Below are 15,116 nucleotides of genomic sequence, written 5' to 3' on the forward strand. Positions count from 1 at the left end.
TCTTTTTTTGACAAATGAAAAAGTTATTCGTTACATTACTTATGATCCTGTACATCGTTCCTGCCATAGGAGTGAATGTATCGGCACATTTTTGTGGTAGTGAACTGATGGCTATTTCACACAAGATGTCAGCAATGGAAAAATGTTTCTGCGGCTCGCAGAAAATGAAAAAAGGATGCTGCGAAGACAAAGAGCAGACTTTTAAGATGGACGACAGCCAGCAAAAGGCAGAATTGTTCTCTCAGAGCTTTGCCAATCCTTTCTGCCTGCTTCCTGCCGTAACGGAAATTTTTCCCATACCGGGTATTTTTGAGGCTGCATTTCAAAAGGAAACTACTTTATTTCCACCGCCACCGCTATTTAAAAGGCCAATCTATCTGTTGAACAGGGTTTTCCGTATTTGATTTACCGTTTTATTAGACTAATGCCGATGTATCTCATACAATCGGATGTGCTGTAGTATAGCAATACTACGGATTAATTTTAAACGCAAATACGATAAATAATGAAAACAATCCATAAAATTTTAATGGTCCTGATGATTTTTACCACTGTGACCAGCTGTGAATCCCAAATTAAAAATGCCAAAACCGCTACTGTAAAAATATACGGAAACTGTGGTATGTGTAAAAAAACAATCGAAAAAGCCGCCAATGAAAAAGGCATAGCTCAGGCGGATTGGAATGTCGATAGTAAAATGCTTACGCTAACCTATGACAGCCAGAAGACAACTCCGGAAGCTGTTACTAAAAAAATAGCGTATGCCGGGTATGATAGCGATGCTTTCCGTGCCCCTGACGCAGCCTATGCTAAATTACCTGAATGTTGCCAGTATGAAAGGCCGGTGCAAACAAAAACGGTAGCTGCAACTGCTCTTCTTGAAGCAAAAACTGTTACACCAGCTCAGGAAAAAGGAGTAGGGAATGTGTATGCGGCCTATTTTAATTTAAAAGAGGCATTGGTACAATCTAACGGGGTCACTGCAGCAGCAAAAGGAACCACTTTGGTCACTGCGATCAAAGGTGTGGCTATGGAAGGGATGAAGCCGGAACAGCATGCAGTGTGGATGAAGGCGCTGAAAACAATACAGGAAGATGCTGTTCATATTGCAGGCACAAAAGATATTGAACACCAAAGGGAGCGTTTTGTTTCTTTGTCAAAAGCAATGTATCCTGTATTTAAAGCTTTTAAATCCGGAGGAACAGTCTACTATCAAAACTGTCCAATGTTTAATGATGGAAAAGGAGCCACATGGGTAAGCCGTGAAAGTACGGTGAAGAATCCATATTACGGAGCACAGATGTTAAGCTGTGGCAGCACGGTAGAAACCATACAATAACCTTAGGCCGGTCTGGCTTAGGGCCGGCTTTACATCATGGCTCTTATGAAACAAAAATTAACTTTACTGCTCTTCTTTTTTGGAGTGCTGATCCTGCGGGCACAGGACACTAAGGAATATGATTTATACGTTAGGGATACGGTAGTGAATTATACCGGGAAATCGGTAAAAGCGATTGCGATCAATGGGCAGATTCCGGCACCTACTTTATATTTTACAGAAGGTGATACTGCGGTAATTCGCGTACACAACACCATGCATCATGAAACGTCAATCCACTGGCACGGATTATTGCTGCCTAATGAACAGGATGGGGTACCTTATCTTACCACTGCTCCGATAAAAGGGATGTCGGTACATACTTATAAATTTCCAATCCGGCAAAGCGGCACCTACTGGTATCATTCCCATACGATGCTACAGGAGCAGTCAGGAATGTATGGCGCGTTGGTGATCCATAAAAAAGAACCACCAAAACTAAGGGAATATACCTTATTGCTGAGTGACTGGACAGATGCCGATCCCCATGAGGTAGAGCGGTCTTTGCACAAAGCAACCGATTGGTATGCCATTAAAAAAGGGGCGACCCAGAATTATGCAGCAGCAATTGGGAAAGGACACCTGAAAACCAAACTCACCAATGAATGGAAACGCATGCATGCGATGGATGTAAGTGATGTGTATTATGAACGCTTTTTTGCCAATGGAAAAACCGATGCCGAGGCACCTCAGTTTAAAGCCGGGGAAAAAGTACGCATCCGGGTAATAAATGGCAGTTCTTCAACCTATTTCTGGCTGAATTATGCCGGAGGGAAAATTGACGTTGTAGCATCGGATGGGCAGGATGTGGTTCCTGTAGCAGTAGATCGCTTGATTGTAGGGGCTTCGGAAACCTATGATGTCCAAGTTACGATTCCCGCGGAGGGCATGGCGTATGAATTCCTGGCAACTGCCGAAGACCGTACCGGGCATGCTTCTTTATGGCTGGGAAGTGGTGTGAAGCAATTGCAGGCACCGTTGCCGAAACTGGATTATTTCGAAGGCATGAAGATGATGAACGATATGATGACACTGGGTGGGAATATGAAGGATATGGGAATGAATATGAGCCTGCAGCAAATGGATATGAATGCCGTCATGTATCCTGAAATAACCGGAAAAACAGACAAATCCGGAGCTACCATGCCCGAACATCAGCCATCAAATGAGAAGATGGAGGCTATGGATATGCCGGGCATGAAAGGGCATACTATGCCAACTGGAGGTACTGAGGATTTGGTAACATTAAACTATGCGATGCTAAAAGCGCCGGAGAAAACGGTATTGCCCGAAGGGCCGGTACGGGTATTGAATTTTGAGCTGACGGGTAATATGAACCGCTATGTCTGGACAATCAATAATAAAACAGTTTCGGAAACCGATAAAATCCTGATTAAAAAAGGAGAAAACATCCTAATTGTAATTTACAACAATTCAATGATGCGCCATCCGATGCACCTGCATGGGCACTTTTTCCGGATATTGAATGGACAGGGCGATTATGCACCATTGAAAAATGTGATTGATGTCATGCCTATGGAAACCGATACAATCGAGTTTCATGCATCAGAAGAATATGGCGACTGGTTTTTTCATTGCCACATATTGTATCACATGATGTCGGGAATGGGAAGGATTTTTACCTACGAAAATTCGCCGCCCAATCCCCAGATTCCGGATCCGGAGAAAGCCCTGAAAATTGTGTACAATGATGACAGGCGGTATTACTTCTCTGCCAATATAGGACTCGAAAGCAATGGGAGTGATGGTGATATGCGCCTCGAAAATACCCGCAATTTTTTTGATGTCGAATGGAGGCTTGGCTTTAACGACCGATCCGGATATGAAACAGAAGCACATTTTGGGCGCTATCTGGATCGGAATCAATACCTTTCCGCATACGGGGGATTTGATTTCCGGTACCATAGCAACGATGATCCGGGGAGTAATCTCTTCGGGCAGGCGAGTACCCAGAACCAGCGGGCTGTAGTGTGCATCGGGATTATCTATCAGTTGCCCTGGCTGGTCAATGCGGATTTCAGGCTGGATCATCAGGGAAAAGCCCGGGTGCAGTTCAAGCGGGATGATATACCGGTTACATCACGATTACGGCTTTGGGGATCCTGGAATACGGATTTCGAATACAGTGTCGGTTCCCGGTATATAATGACGAAATACTGGTCGTTATCCGCACATTATGATAGTGATATGGGAATGGGTGGCGGATTAGTGCTGACTTATTAATTGCATAAAAAAAGCTTCTGAGGGATTCCTTCAGGAGCTTTTAGTTATTACGGGCTTGCTGATTCCTCGGTGCTTATAAAATGACTACTATGTAGCGCTATGAAGGGATAAACTGTAAGCAATAGTATTGTAGTATTTTTGGAAGCCTCCAAAAATACTATATTCGTGTTTTACTATAGCAGCTATTGATCCTCTAAAGATTTTCTGCAGGCATACTTAATATAACACCCCCTCTTATAAAATTGCATGTGGCTTTTGCCACAGCAGAAAGTATTGTTTGGTGTTTTGGTAGCCGCGTTTAATTTTACTACAGATGAAAAAAGCATTACTTCAATTGCATTTTGCCGTTTTTTTAGCAGGATTTACAGGTGTTTTTGGGAAATTAATCATTATAAATGAAGTGTTGCTCACATGGTACCGCTTGATTTTATCCGCTTTATTCCTGTTATTGATAGCTCGTTGGCGGAAAACAGAACAAATTTCATTAAAATCAATGTGCAGCATCGCAGCTGTGGGATTGCTCTTAGGAATCCACTGGTTGCTTTTTTACGGCAGTATTAAGTATGCCACAGTATCCGTTGGAGTCGTTTGTTTTGCATTAACAGGTTTCTTTACTGCTTTTCTTGAACCATTGCTGAATCGTAATAGGATTTCAATCCGCGAAATAGGGCTGAGCAGTCTTACAGTGATAGGGCTTGTCCTTATTTTTAGTTTTGATTCCAAATACCGCTTTGGGATTATACTGGGGGTTATTTCCTCTTTCTTTTGTGCCTTGTTCAATATTTATAATGAACGGTTGTCAAAACGCTATCAAACGCCAACGATCACCCTGTACCAGATGATAGGCGGGGCTTTGGGGATTGGTTTGATCGTGCCGGTGTATCAATTGTGGATTCCGGCTTTGGATTTTATCCCATCCCGGCAGGATGTACTTTATCTTTTAGTGCTTTCGTTGGTCTGCACCGTGTTTATGTATTATTTGATTACCAATGCATCCCGTAAACTAACCGCTTTTACAGTAAGCCTGAGTTTTAATCTGGAACCGGTATATAGTATTATTTTAGCCATTTTGCTCTTTAACGAAAGTAAGGAGATGACAATCTATTTTTACATGGGAGTTGGTTTAATCCTGATGTCGCTACTTTTTCAAATCCTGGATTTACTTTATTTTCAGAAAAAGTCCCGAGTTTGATTTAATAAGAGCATGCTTTTGCTTTGGGAATAATGCAGTAAGGAAAATTTTAAAGGGCAAGTACCCAATAGGGTTTAATAAGAAAACCCCGATTATCGTAAGATAATCGGGGTTTCGGTTTTAAAGTGGTACCTCCAGGGATCGAACCAGGGACACATGGATTTTCAGTCCATTGCTCTACCATCTGAGCTAAGGTACCGGCCTTGTTGCGGGTGCAAATATAGGATGTTTTTTAGTTTCTCCAAAACATTTTTAAAAAAAAATCAATTCGTATCTTCGCTTTTTTAAATCTAAGGATATGGTGTTAACAGTCGATGTGGGGAATACGAGAATTAAAGGTGCTGTCTTTGAGAAAGATACTCTTTTGGAGCAGTTCGTTTTTGATCGTGAAAATTTTAAAAAAAATATTGAAAAAATTTTCAGTGCCTACCCGAAAATTAGTGATTTGGTCGTCGCTTCGGTCGGAAAATTGGAAAAAGAGGACTTTCTGGCTTTTGAAAAACGGGCTAAAATAGGCTTTATTACGAATTCCGGTCTTTTTCCTTTTCAAAATAACTACGCCACACCGATGACTTTAGGAATTGATCGTATGGTTTTGGCAGCAGGAGCCGTTTTGGCTTATCCCGGACAGAACCGATTAGTTATTGATATAGGTACCTGTATTACGTATGACTTTATAAATGCCGAAGATCAGTACTTAGGTGGGGCTATAGCCCCGGGATTCCGTTTGCGTTATGAAGCCTTGCATAATTTTACAGCGAAATTACCGTTATTAACCTTCGGTGATCCTACACATTTTATCGGGAACTCCACAGAACAGTCCATCCACTCCGGAGTCGTTAATGGGGTGATTTTTGAAATAGACGGATTTATAGATCAATATAAAAAGGAATATTCAAAATTTACAATAATTTTAACGGGTGGAGACGCTGATTTTTTGGCTAAACGATTAAAAAATACCATATTTGCCAATTCAAATTTTCTTTTAGAAAGTCTGAACAACTTATTCCAATATAAAATTCACAATGATTAAAAGACTTTTAGTAAGCATTGGGTTGCTTTTTTCATTAGTTTCTGCTGCTCAGGAAGGGACTTCGTCACCATATTCCTTTTACGGGATAGGAGATCAAAGGTTTAAAGGCACCGCCGAAAACCGTGCAATGGGAGGATTGAGCATTTTTCCTGATAGTACACATATCAATCTTCAGAACCCTGCTGGATATGCTTCATTAAAAAGGGCTACATTTTCATTAGGAGGAAGTACAAGTTCAGTAGGCCTAAAAACAGATACTGAAACTGCCAATTCAAGCAGGACATCACTGGATTATCTGGCTGTTGGAATCCCGGTTGGAAAATGGGGATTTGGTTTTGGATTGATGCCTTATACTTCGGTTGGGTATAAAATTGAAACCAATACCGTAAATGTTGATAGCAGACGGTATACCGGAGAAGGGGGAATGAACAGAACCTTTCTTGGAGCAGGATACCAAATCACACCACAGTTGAGCCTGGGTGGAGAGATACAATATAATTTTGGACAGATCGATACAAGAAATATCCTTTTCCGACAAGCAGTACAATACGGAACACGGGAATACAATAATTCGGACCTGGGTGGACTTAGTTTTAATTTTGGTGCGATGTATGCTGCCAAAATAAATAAGAAGTATGATTTCTACAGCAGTGCCATTTATACCCCGGAATCAAAAATAAAATCTAAGAATTCCAGAAATATTGCTACAATCTCATATGGTAGTACCGGAACAGAAGTTATTCGCGACAGCCAGGACATCCCAATGGGTGATACTGATTTGGTAATACCGTCTAAATTTGCTATTGGTGCAGGTTTTGGAGAAAATAGAAAATGGATGGTCGGAACGGAACTTACTTTTTCAGAGACCAGCAAAATGACCAACCGATTCCAGGATATTTCTGCCAGCTATAAAAATGGCACTAAATTATCTGTAGGAGGCTATTATGTCCCTAACTATGCTTCTTTTAGCAGTTATTTCAGTACAATTACCTATCGTGCAGGTATAAAATATGAGAACACGGGGCTGGTAGTAAACAATCAGGATATAAAAGACCTTGGTTTTACTTTAGGGTTTGGCCTTCCGGTAGCGAATAATTTTTCGAGCCTGAATATTGGATTAGAATACGGAAAAAGAGGTACTAAATCTGCGGGGCTGATACAGGAAAATTATTTTAACCTGGTGATTGGCATCACGGTAAGTGACAGTTGGTTTAGAAAAAGATATTACGATTGATAAAATAACGACATAATTATGAAGCTTAAACTTGTTTTTTTGTTTGCGATCCTGAACGGATTCCTGGCTTCAGCTCAGGATAAGAAAAAGGAATGTGAAAGGGATTTTACTGCTTTTGAAGAACTTCACAGAGCTGACAAATTCGATGAGGCTTATGAGATGCTGGCAGGTCTTAGAAAGAAATGTCCAACGTTTAGTGAGGCGCTTTATACCTATGGAGAGGCAATACTGAATCATAAGATGGAAGTCATGAATAACGGTGATGAGAAAAATGCTGTTGCCCGTGATTTTGCGAAGCTTTATGATGAGTATGATAAAAACTACCCTCAGAATACAAAAAACAATTCCCTTAAAAAAGCATTAGTGCTGTACCGTTTTCAAGCGGTTCCTGAAGATGAGGTATATGCTTTATTCGAACAGGCATTTAAGGCAAATCCAACCGCTTTTAAAAGTCCGGAGGCAGTAGATGCTTATGCGACATTGTTGTATACCCGCTATAAAGCCAAGGACAAAGGAGTGACTATTGCACATTTTATAGAAATTAGTAGCGCTCTTTCCTTAATCGCAGACCAGGAGCTAAAGCTGGCTTCTGAAACTGAAAATGGATTGCTTTCAAAGCAAAAGTCACAGGAATTGAGCCTCGATGAGAAGATTGTATTACAGGCTGCTGCCCAAAAAGCAGAGTCATTTGAGATCATTTCTAAAAATTTAGATAAGTCCGTAAAGCAACTGACAAATTGTGATGCATTGGCTGCCTATTATGATGGTGCATTTGCAGCGCATAGTGCTGATGGTCCATGGTTAGAAATGGCATTGTACCGATTGGATACGCAACATTGTGATCGCAATGCGGTATTCCCAAAGCTGGCGGATGCTTTTTATAAAGTTTCACCTACTGCTACAGCGGCTTTTTATATGGGAGTACTTGCCCAAAGAGATAAGAATACAGAAAAAGCAACGGCTTATTTCAATGAGTCCATAAGCAAACAATCCGATAAGAAGGAGAAAGCAAGATTATATTTCAGAATGGCAAACAGCTATTCCGGAAAAGATAATGCTACGGCAAAAAAATATGCAACTCAGGCGATGCTTGAAAACCCGGCTTTTTCACAACCCTATTTTTTCCTGGCCCAGCTTTATACAGCTGCCGGTGACCAATGCGGGACAACGGCATTTGAGAAAAAAGCCTTATACTGGCTGGCTGCTGAAACAGTAATGAAATCAGTAGTGGCAGAGCCCAAAATGAAGGTTTCTGCAGAGCAGATAGCTGCCGGATACCGTAAAAAAGCGCCTTCAAAAGAAGAAATTGCTGCAGCGAAGATGAAAGGTAAACAAGTGGCTTTTGGCTGTTGGATACAGGAATCAGTATCGGTGCCAAAATTATAATATGGTATTAGATCCAACTAAAATACGACTGACACTTCTGGTGTTGCCTGCTGTGCTATTGCTTTATGGCTGTGAAAGTAATTTCAAAGATGTCCAGAAGTTTAATGTTACCGAGTTTACCCCGGTAGGTGAAGCAGAGAATTTTACTATGAAATATACCGATTCCGGAAAAATAAAAGCCATATTAGTCAGCAAACAGATGCTTGATTTCTCGAATATCGCCTATCCTTTTACCGAGTTTCCAAAAGGGGTGGATGTGACTATATTTGATAATAATGCTAAAAAGAGCTATGTGGTTTCTGACTACGCGATAAGCTATTCCCAGTCGGATATTATCGATTTACGGGGGCATGTCAAGGTTACCTCTCAGGATGGCAAAGTCCTGGAAACATCCCAGTTGTATTTTGACCAAAAACGGGAATGGTTTTTTACAGAACAAAAATGCAGGTTCACATCGGGACCTGAAAATGTGTTCTACTCCAATGGGTTTGATGCAAATAAAGACCTGAGCTATTTTAACGCACAGGATTTTACAGGAGTAGGGCAGGCATCCGATTTTTAAAATACATATCATGAAATTTCTACAATACGTTTATTTTTTTTATTTAATTTTAGCAGTACTTTTTCTCTATGATGGAATCAGTAAGCTGAATGCGCCGGGTACAGGAACGCCGGTTATCAGTTTCCTTTTTGCAGCAGCAGCTGTATTCATGTTTTTTTTCAGACGCAGGCATACCCGTAAATTTCAGCAACGGGATAAATAAAAAGTTCATCTATGGGAATTAGTATCATTATCATAACGTTATTATTTTCCGCCTTTTTTTCTGGAATGGAAGTCGCTTTTATTTCAGCCAACAAAGTCTATCTCGGTATCGAGAAACAACAGGATAATTTTCTTTCCGGTATATTAGCCCGGCTTATTGAGAAGCCTTCCCAATTTATAGCGGCAATGCTCGTGGGGAATACGGTTTCTATGGTGATCTATGGTTTTGTGATCAGCCGTATTATATTGGATGAGCTCGATTCGGCCTATATATTACATCCGGTTTTTCGGCTATTTCTCCAAATGGCCGCCGCGGCACTGCTAATTACGATTACCGCCAAATTTCTTCCCAAAGTTTTTTTTAGGATTTATGCGAATACGATTATGAAAGTATTTGCGCTTCCGGCATATTTTTTTTACCGGATCTTCTATTATGTTTCCTGCTTTATCATTTGGATGTCAGACCTGATTCTGCAAAAGCTTTTTAAAATTAAAGGACCGGAACTGGAGCTTGCATTTAGCAAAATAGAGCTTGGGGATTACATCAACGAGCAGATGGATCAGGTGGAGAACCGTGAAATGGTCGATTCGGAAATTCAGATATTTCGAAATGCATTAGAGTTTTCAGACCTGAAAGCCCGGGATATTATGACGCCAAGAACCGAATTGGTTGCCGTAGAAGCAACGGAATCGGTAGCTGGGCTACGGGCACTTTTTGTAGAAACGGGATATTCCAAAATTTTAGTCTACCAGGATTCTTTTGATGATATCCTCGGTTATGTCCATTCTTTTGACCTTTTTAAAAAACCAGCACTTATTGCTGATGTGATGATTCCTGTAGAGTTTGTTCCGGAAACAATTTATATCAAGGAAGTGCTGAATATACTGACGAAAAAGCGTAAAAGCATTGCGGTTGTACTCGATGAATACGGAGGGACTTCCGGTATGATTTCTATTGAGGATATTGTAGAAGAGCTTTTCGGCGAAATTGAAGATGAGCATGATCAGGACGAAGAACTGATAGAACAGCCACTTGAAGATGGATCCTATTTATTCTCTGCCCGCCTGGATGTGGAATACATCAATCAAATATACAAACTGGACATTCCTGAATGTGATTCTTATACCACATTGGGTGGATTTATTGTAGATGCTACGACAGAAATTCCGCATAATGGCGATCAAATCCGAATTGGGCGTTATTATTTTACAATACAATCAGCCACAAACAATAAGATTGAGTTAGTCAAATTAAGACTTGGGGAATAAAAACCCGATTTATTTTACATATTTATTTGAAAATATAACTTTACTGCTTTTATTATTAAATAGATAATTGTATTTTCGCCCACTGAATTTAAAATTAATAACTATAAAAATGGCAGTTTTATCAAAAATTAGACAACGTTCCTTTCTTGTGATTGCAATTGTTGGTTTAGCATTGTTTGCTTTCGTATTGACAGGTTTGTTTGATAAAGGCGGTGCGAGCAGGATGTTCCAAAATGTCGGAACCGTGAATGGGGAAGATATTTCAACAGAAGATTTCAGGATCAAAGTTGACGCAGCAGAGAAGAATTCTCAGGGTATGTCAATGATTCAGGCCGTAAATGGTGTTTGGGACCAGGAAGTAAAAAGAGTTTTACTGGAAGGTGAATATGAGAAACTTGGATTGAGAATTGGGAGAGACCAATTGATCGAAGTAATCAAAAACAATCCAAACTTCAGCCAGGATCCAAGATTCTTGAACGATGCAAAGCAATTTGATAAAGCCAAATTCAATGAATTTGTAGCCAGTATAAAAAGTAATAATCCTGAACAATGGCAATCTTGGTTGGCTTTCGAAAAACAAATCGAAGAAATGGCAAGAGAGCAAATGTACAGCACTTTGATCAAAGGAGGCCTTAACGCTACGAATGTAGAAGGCAAACTGAGCTATGAAATGGAAAACAACAAAGTAGCATTTGACTATGTTGATGTTTCCTATGCCAGTATCAATGATGACCAGGTTAAAATTTCAGATAATGAAATTATTGACTACATGAGAAAAAACGAAAAGAAATACAAAGCTGATGCTTCCCGTGATCTTGAGTTTATCCTGATTGATGACAAGCCTTCTGATGAAGACCAAAAAGAAGTTAAGGATTTAGTAAATTCTTTACTGACAAGAAGAGTAGTTTATAACGAAGCTACTGCTAAAAATGATACATTACCTGGATTTGCAGCAGCAACGAATGTAGCTGAATTTGTAAATGCAAATTCTGATATCCCTTATGATACGACTTATGTAACCAGAAAAGATTTACCAGCGGAACACGCTGATAAATTGTTCAACCTGGCAGCAGGTGAATTATATGGTCCTTACATGATTGGAGATTACTATTGTGTTTCTAAATTAGTAGACCGTAAGGCAGGTGCTTCTGCAAAAGCAAGCCATATCCTTATCAGCTTCGCTGGAAGTAAAGCTCCGAATCCGGCTATTACAAGAACGAAAGAAGAAGCAAAAGCGAAAGCTGAAGACTTATTGAAACAAATCCAGGCTAATCCTGCAAGTTTTGAAGCATTAGTTCCTACAAATTCTGATGATCCGGGATCGGCTCAAAACAGAGGAGAATATGATAACATTAAGCCAAACCAAATGGTGAAGCCATTTAATGATTTCATATTTAATAATCCAGTTGGAAAATTAGGAATCGTTGAAACAGATTTCGGATACCATATTATAAAAGTAACAGGAAAAGAAGATGCTGTACGATTGGCAACAATTGCACAAAAAATCGAAGCTTCTGAAGCTACCAGCGATCAAATCTATACTAAAGCTTCTAAAGCAGAGCAGGAAGCTGCAACTGCACCATTGGAGAAAGTTGGAAAAGAACTGAACCTTCCGGTAACGCCTGTAAACGGATTATTGGCATTTGATGAAAATGTTCAGGGATTAGGAAGCCAAAGAGGAATTGTACAATGGGCTTTTAATAAAGATACTAAAGAAGGAGATGTTAGGAAATTTGATATTCCTGCAGGACATGTAATTGCTAAATTGAAAAAAATCAATGAAGAAGGATTACAGTCTGTAACTTCTGCAAGAGTAGCCTTAGAACCAATCTTAAAAAACAAGAAAAAAGCAGAATTGATCAAAGCTAAAATGAAAGGGGCAACTCTGGAAGAAGTAGCGAAAAACAATTCCAAAACAGTACAGCCAGCGATCGGAATTACAGTAGCAAATCCTATGATTGCTAATGTAGGGATGGAGCCAAAAGTAGTAGGTACTGCTTTTGCTACTGCTGATGGAAAAACTTCAGGATTAATTGAAGGTAAATCAGGAGTATTCATGGTAAGAACTAAATCTGTTGTTAAAGCACCAGTATTACCAAATTACGGTAGCTATACTAACAGAATCAGAACAGAAGTTCAGGCAGCCGCTCCACAAAGAGCTTTAATGTCTCTGAAAAGCAATGCAAAAATTAAAGACCACAGAGCAGAAATCGGTTACTAATCGTTTTCTACTGGTTCCAAAAAAAGCATCCCGATTTAATAATCGGGATGCTTTTTTTTTGGGATAAAACTATGAGGTATTATAGCAGGATCATTTCTTCAAATGACAGCAGGGTAGGGTAGCCTTTAGTCTTAAAGTAGGCAGTGGGATCAGTAGTAGTGACTGCCATGATAAAATCACCACCCCAGGCGCCGAGGCTTTTAATCGTACCATTAAAATCGGCAAAATGTTCCGATTGGATTGTTGGGATTCCGAGTAAACTGCTCAGGAGTACTTCGTGTTGTTCTAATATAGCGGCAAATGCAGTAATTGAGGTAGCTCGGAGCAATTGTTGGGTTAGTGCTGTTATCGCTTCTGTATTTGTAGTGCTGCTGCCATTGTTCTTGCGATATGCCTGAACTGCGGTTTTGGTATTTTGTTTTTTATTGAGGTAAACAAAATAAATATGATTTTTGAAGGGAGGGTCGAAAATTACCTTTTCCACTTCAGGATGACCTGAATTAAGTTGATAGCATAATGGCCCGTCAGTCTTCGCGCAGGCAATATCATAACCGCTGCCACCAAAACTGTTTTTAAGCAGCGTGAAGGGATCAATAGCAAACCAGCTGGCAATGTTGTTGATGACTGTAGAAGAAGTCCCTAGGCCCCATTGTCTTGGAAAGGTAAGGTGGGTGGTAACGTCATAGCCGCCAGAATTGGACAATACCACCGGATTCATGATATGAGCAGCATGTAAAATCTCAATTAATGTATTCTTGACAGCATCATCGTTAAACTGATGGGATTGTATTACATCTTCAATAGTGAAAGTGCCTTCAAACCAAATGCTATGATCGGCATCAAAACTTTTCCAGGTAATATGCGGTGTAGAAATAGAGGCTACAATAAGATCCTGTCCCATCCTGGTGGGCAGGGCAAAAGCCATCGCGCCATCAAGGACTGCATATTCTCCTGTGATGAGGAGTTTTCCGTTACTGTAATATTGCTGTGTCAAAAAAGCTTGTTTTATAGTTGTTGGGGATTTATTTTCGAAGATTTGCAATGTGGCTTACCACTGCGGCATGGGTCACGGTATTGCTCTTAAAATGATGTACCGTGTTTTCTTTTTCGGCATCGGTAGCATGCAGTTGATTCAGGATGTTCATTAGGTGCATTTTCATATGCCCTTCCTGTATTCCGGTGGTTGTCAGCGAGCGAAGGGCGGCAAAATTCTGTGCAAGCCCCGCTACCGCAACAAGCTGCATGAGCTCTTCTGCTGACGGATGCTGCAGCATTTCGAGTGACAATTTAACCAGGGGATGTAAGGAGGTTAAGCCGCCTACAGTGCCTAAGGCCAAAGGAATTTCGAGCCAAAATGTAAAAATACCATTTTCAACTGTTGCATGTGAAAGGCTGGAATAGTGGCCGTTCCTACTGGCATAGGCGTGTACTCCTGCTTCCACAGCCCTAAAGTCATTACCCGTTGCCAGCACTACCGCGTCAATGCCGTTCATGATGCCTTTGTTATGGGTTACTGCCCGGAAGGGCTCAATTTCTGCAATTCTAACGGCGGTAAGGAATTTTTTGGCAAAATCCATCGGGTCAATAGCCGGATTTTCATTCAGTTCTTCGATTTTACAGGATACTTCGGCACGAACAGTACAATTGGGTACGTAATTCGATAAAATGCTCATGATAACTTCGATGTTCTGCTCCGTTTCGTTAAAATCACTGTAATCGCAGGCTTCTGCTTTTAGTGTCCTTGCAAATTGTTCCAAGCAGGAGTTGATGAAATTGGCTCCCATGCTATCCCTGGTATCAAAAGTAGCATGCAGCTGGTAATAGTTTTCCAGTAAATCGGTTTTGTTTTTGAGGAGGATATCCAGAATGCCACCGCCTCTTTTCTGCATATTTTTTGTGATGCTGTCGGTAGCGGTGTACAGTTTTGGTTTCAGGATTTCGAAAAAAGCATATAACTTTTCAGGATCACCTGTATAGGTAAAATGAACCTGGCCAATTTTTTCGGTATTGATTACTGTGGCTTTGAATCCGCCGCGTTTCGACCAGAATTTTGCGGTCTTGGCTGCTGCGGCTACGACAGAGCTTTCTTCGATAGCCATTGGAATGGCATAGTTTTTACCATTAATGAGGAAATTCGGCGCTATTCCTAAGGGAAGGTAAAAATTGGTAATTGTATTCTCTATAAATTCATCATGGAGTTGCTGTAATTCGGTATCGGTATTCCAATATTTTTTAATTAAGGCTTTCGCTTCCTCTGGAGCACTGAAATAATGTGCTGCAATCCAGTCAATTTTTTCTTCTTTGGATAGTTTTGAAAAACCTTTATGGGCTTGGGTCATTGTGATGCAATTTTAATGCAGCAAAGATAAGGGATTATATGTAATATTAATAGAACG

Annotated in this window: 13 protein-coding genes and 1 tRNA gene; 11 read left to right on the forward strand and 3 right to left on the reverse strand. The window is 40.3% G+C overall.

What is annotated here, in order from left to right; all coding sequences use genetic code 11:
* Window positions 1-14 precede the first annotated feature (14 nt).
* The 4 genes from FK004_RS07525 to FK004_RS07540 all read left to right on the forward strand — a co-directional run bounded on the left by FK004_RS07525 (window position 15) and on the right by FK004_RS07540 (window position 4,814).
* Window positions 15-404: an HYC_CC_PP family protein gene (locus tag FK004_RS07525; protein ID WP_157956054.1), complete on the forward strand. Its 390-nt coding sequence runs from the start codon at window positions 15-17 to the stop codon at window positions 402-404.
* A gap of 101 nt (window positions 405-505) precedes the next feature.
* A complete protein-coding gene (locus FK004_RS07530; RefSeq protein WP_108736709.1) occupies window positions 506-1,339 on the forward strand; it encodes a DUF3347 domain-containing protein in 834 nt (277 codons plus the stop codon).
* Between the two features lie 45 nt (window positions 1,340-1,384).
* Window positions 1,385-3,622 (forward strand): multicopper oxidase domain-containing protein, encoded by a 2,238-nt coding sequence (locus FK004_RS07535; RefSeq protein ID WP_193844357.1) that lies wholly within the window; start codon window positions 1,385-1,387, stop codon window positions 3,620-3,622.
* 313 nt (window positions 3,623-3,935) lie between these two features.
* The gene (locus FK004_RS07540; protein WP_108736711.1) at window positions 3,936-4,814 is read left to right on the forward strand and encodes a DMT family transporter; all 879 of its coding nucleotides are present in this window, start codon (window positions 3,936-3,938) and stop codon (window positions 4,812-4,814) included.
* A 126-nt stretch (window positions 4,815-4,940) separates the two neighbouring features.
* Here FK004_RS07540 and FK004_RS07545 read toward each other — a convergent pair.
* Window positions 4,941-5,013, reverse strand: a tRNA-Phe gene (locus FK004_RS07545).
* A 99-nt stretch (window positions 5,014-5,112) separates the two neighbouring features.
* Between FK004_RS07545 and FK004_RS07550 the strand changes: the two genes are divergently transcribed.
* From FK004_RS07550 to FK004_RS07580, 7 genes are all read left to right on the forward strand, one after another.
* Complete coding sequence (locus tag FK004_RS07550; protein ID WP_108736712.1) at window positions 5,113-5,847, forward strand: type III pantothenate kinase; 735 nt, start codon at window positions 5,113-5,115, stop codon at window positions 5,845-5,847.
* Window positions 5,840-7,081, forward strand: coding sequence for a BamG family beta-barrel-assembly machinery protein (gene bamG, locus FK004_RS07555; RefSeq protein ID WP_108736713.1), 1,242 nt, complete (start codon window positions 5,840-5,842; stop codon window positions 7,079-7,081). The genes FK004_RS07550 and bamG overlap by 8 nt, the downstream gene beginning before the upstream one ends.
* A gap of 18 nt (window positions 7,082-7,099) precedes the next feature.
* Window positions 7,100-8,467 carry a tetratricopeptide repeat protein gene (locus FK004_RS07560; protein WP_108736714.1) on the forward strand — a complete coding sequence of 456 codons (1,368 nt, stop codon included), beginning with the start codon at window positions 7,100-7,102 and terminating at the stop codon, window positions 8,465-8,467.
* A 1-nt stretch (window position 8,468) separates the two neighbouring features.
* Window positions 8,469-9,029, forward strand: a complete 561-nt coding sequence (gene lptC / locus FK004_RS07565; RefSeq protein ID WP_108736715.1) for an LPS export ABC transporter periplasmic protein LptC — start codon at window positions 8,469-8,471, stop codon at window positions 9,027-9,029.
* A gap of 10 nt (window positions 9,030-9,039) precedes the next feature.
* Complete coding sequence (locus FK004_RS07570) at window positions 9,040-9,231, forward strand: hypothetical protein (RefSeq protein WP_108736716.1); 192 nt, start codon at window positions 9,040-9,042, stop codon at window positions 9,229-9,231.
* A gap of 11 nt (window positions 9,232-9,242) precedes the next feature.
* Complete coding sequence (locus tag FK004_RS07575; protein WP_108736717.1) at window positions 9,243-10,499, forward strand: hemolysin family protein; 1,257 nt, start codon at window positions 9,243-9,245, stop codon at window positions 10,497-10,499.
* A gap of 109 nt (window positions 10,500-10,608) precedes the next feature.
* Complete coding sequence (locus FK004_RS07580; protein ID WP_108736718.1) at window positions 10,609-12,720, forward strand: peptidylprolyl isomerase; 2,112 nt, start codon at window positions 10,609-10,611, stop codon at window positions 12,718-12,720.
* A gap of 79 nt (window positions 12,721-12,799) precedes the next feature.
* Here FK004_RS07580 and FK004_RS07585 read toward each other — a convergent pair whose 3' ends face one another.
* Together FK004_RS07585 and FK004_RS07590 are read right to left on the reverse strand one after the other, a co-directional pair.
* Complete coding sequence (locus FK004_RS07585; protein ID WP_108738781.1) at window positions 12,800-13,714, reverse strand: GYDIA family GHMP kinase; 915 nt, start codon at window positions 13,712-13,714, stop codon at window positions 12,800-12,802.
* A gap of 28 nt (window positions 13,715-13,742) precedes the next feature.
* Entirely contained in the window at window positions 13,743-15,059 is a 1,317-nt protein-coding gene (locus FK004_RS07590) for a hydroxymethylglutaryl-CoA reductase, degradative (protein ID WP_108736719.1), read from the reverse strand.
* Between the last annotated feature and the right edge of the window lie 57 nt (window positions 15,060-15,116).

This window comes from Flavobacterium kingsejongi (assembly GCF_003076475.1).
GTDB lineage: Bacteria > Bacteroidota > Bacteroidia > Flavobacteriales > Flavobacteriaceae > Flavobacterium > Flavobacterium kingsejongi.

Excerpts from the sequence above, each read along its gene's own strand:
- FK004_RS07525 (WP_157956054.1), top strand. The coding sequence starts at position 15 with ATGAAAAAGTTATTCGTTACATTACTTATGATCCTGTACATCGTTCCT.
- FK004_RS07530 (WP_108736709.1), top strand. The coding sequence starts at position 506 with ATGAAAACAATCCATAAAATTTTAATGGTCCTGATGATTTTTACCACT.
- FK004_RS07535 (WP_193844357.1), top strand. The coding sequence starts at position 1,385 with ATGAAACAAAAATTAACTTTACTGCTCTTCTTTTTTGGAGTGCTGATC.
- FK004_RS07540 (WP_108736711.1), top strand. The coding sequence starts at position 3,936 with ATGAAAAAAGCATTACTTCAATTGCATTTTGCCGTTTTTTTAGCAGGA.
- FK004_RS07550 (WP_108736712.1), top strand. The coding sequence starts at position 5,113 with ATGGTGTTAACAGTCGATGTGGGGAATACGAGAATTAAAGGTGCTGTC.
- bamG (WP_108736713.1), top strand. The coding sequence starts at position 5,840 with ATGATTAAAAGACTTTTAGTAAGCATTGGGTTGCTTTTTTCATTAGTT.
- FK004_RS07560 (WP_108736714.1), top strand. The coding sequence starts at position 7,100 with ATGAAGCTTAAACTTGTTTTTTTGTTTGCGATCCTGAACGGATTCCTG.
- lptC (WP_108736715.1), top strand. The coding sequence starts at position 8,469 with ATGGTATTAGATCCAACTAAAATACGACTGACACTTCTGGTGTTGCCT.
- FK004_RS07570 (WP_108736716.1), top strand. The coding sequence starts at position 9,040 with ATGAAATTTCTACAATACGTTTATTTTTTTTATTTAATTTTAGCAGTA.
- FK004_RS07575 (WP_108736717.1), top strand. The coding sequence starts at position 9,243 with ATGGGAATTAGTATCATTATCATAACGTTATTATTTTCCGCCTTTTTT.
- FK004_RS07580 (WP_108736718.1), top strand. The coding sequence starts at position 10,609 with ATGGCAGTTTTATCAAAAATTAGACAACGTTCCTTTCTTGTGATTGCA.
- FK004_RS07590 (WP_108736719.1), bottom strand. The coding sequence starts at position 15,059 with ATGACCCAAGCCCATAAAGGTTTTTCAAAACTATCCAAAGAAGAAAAA.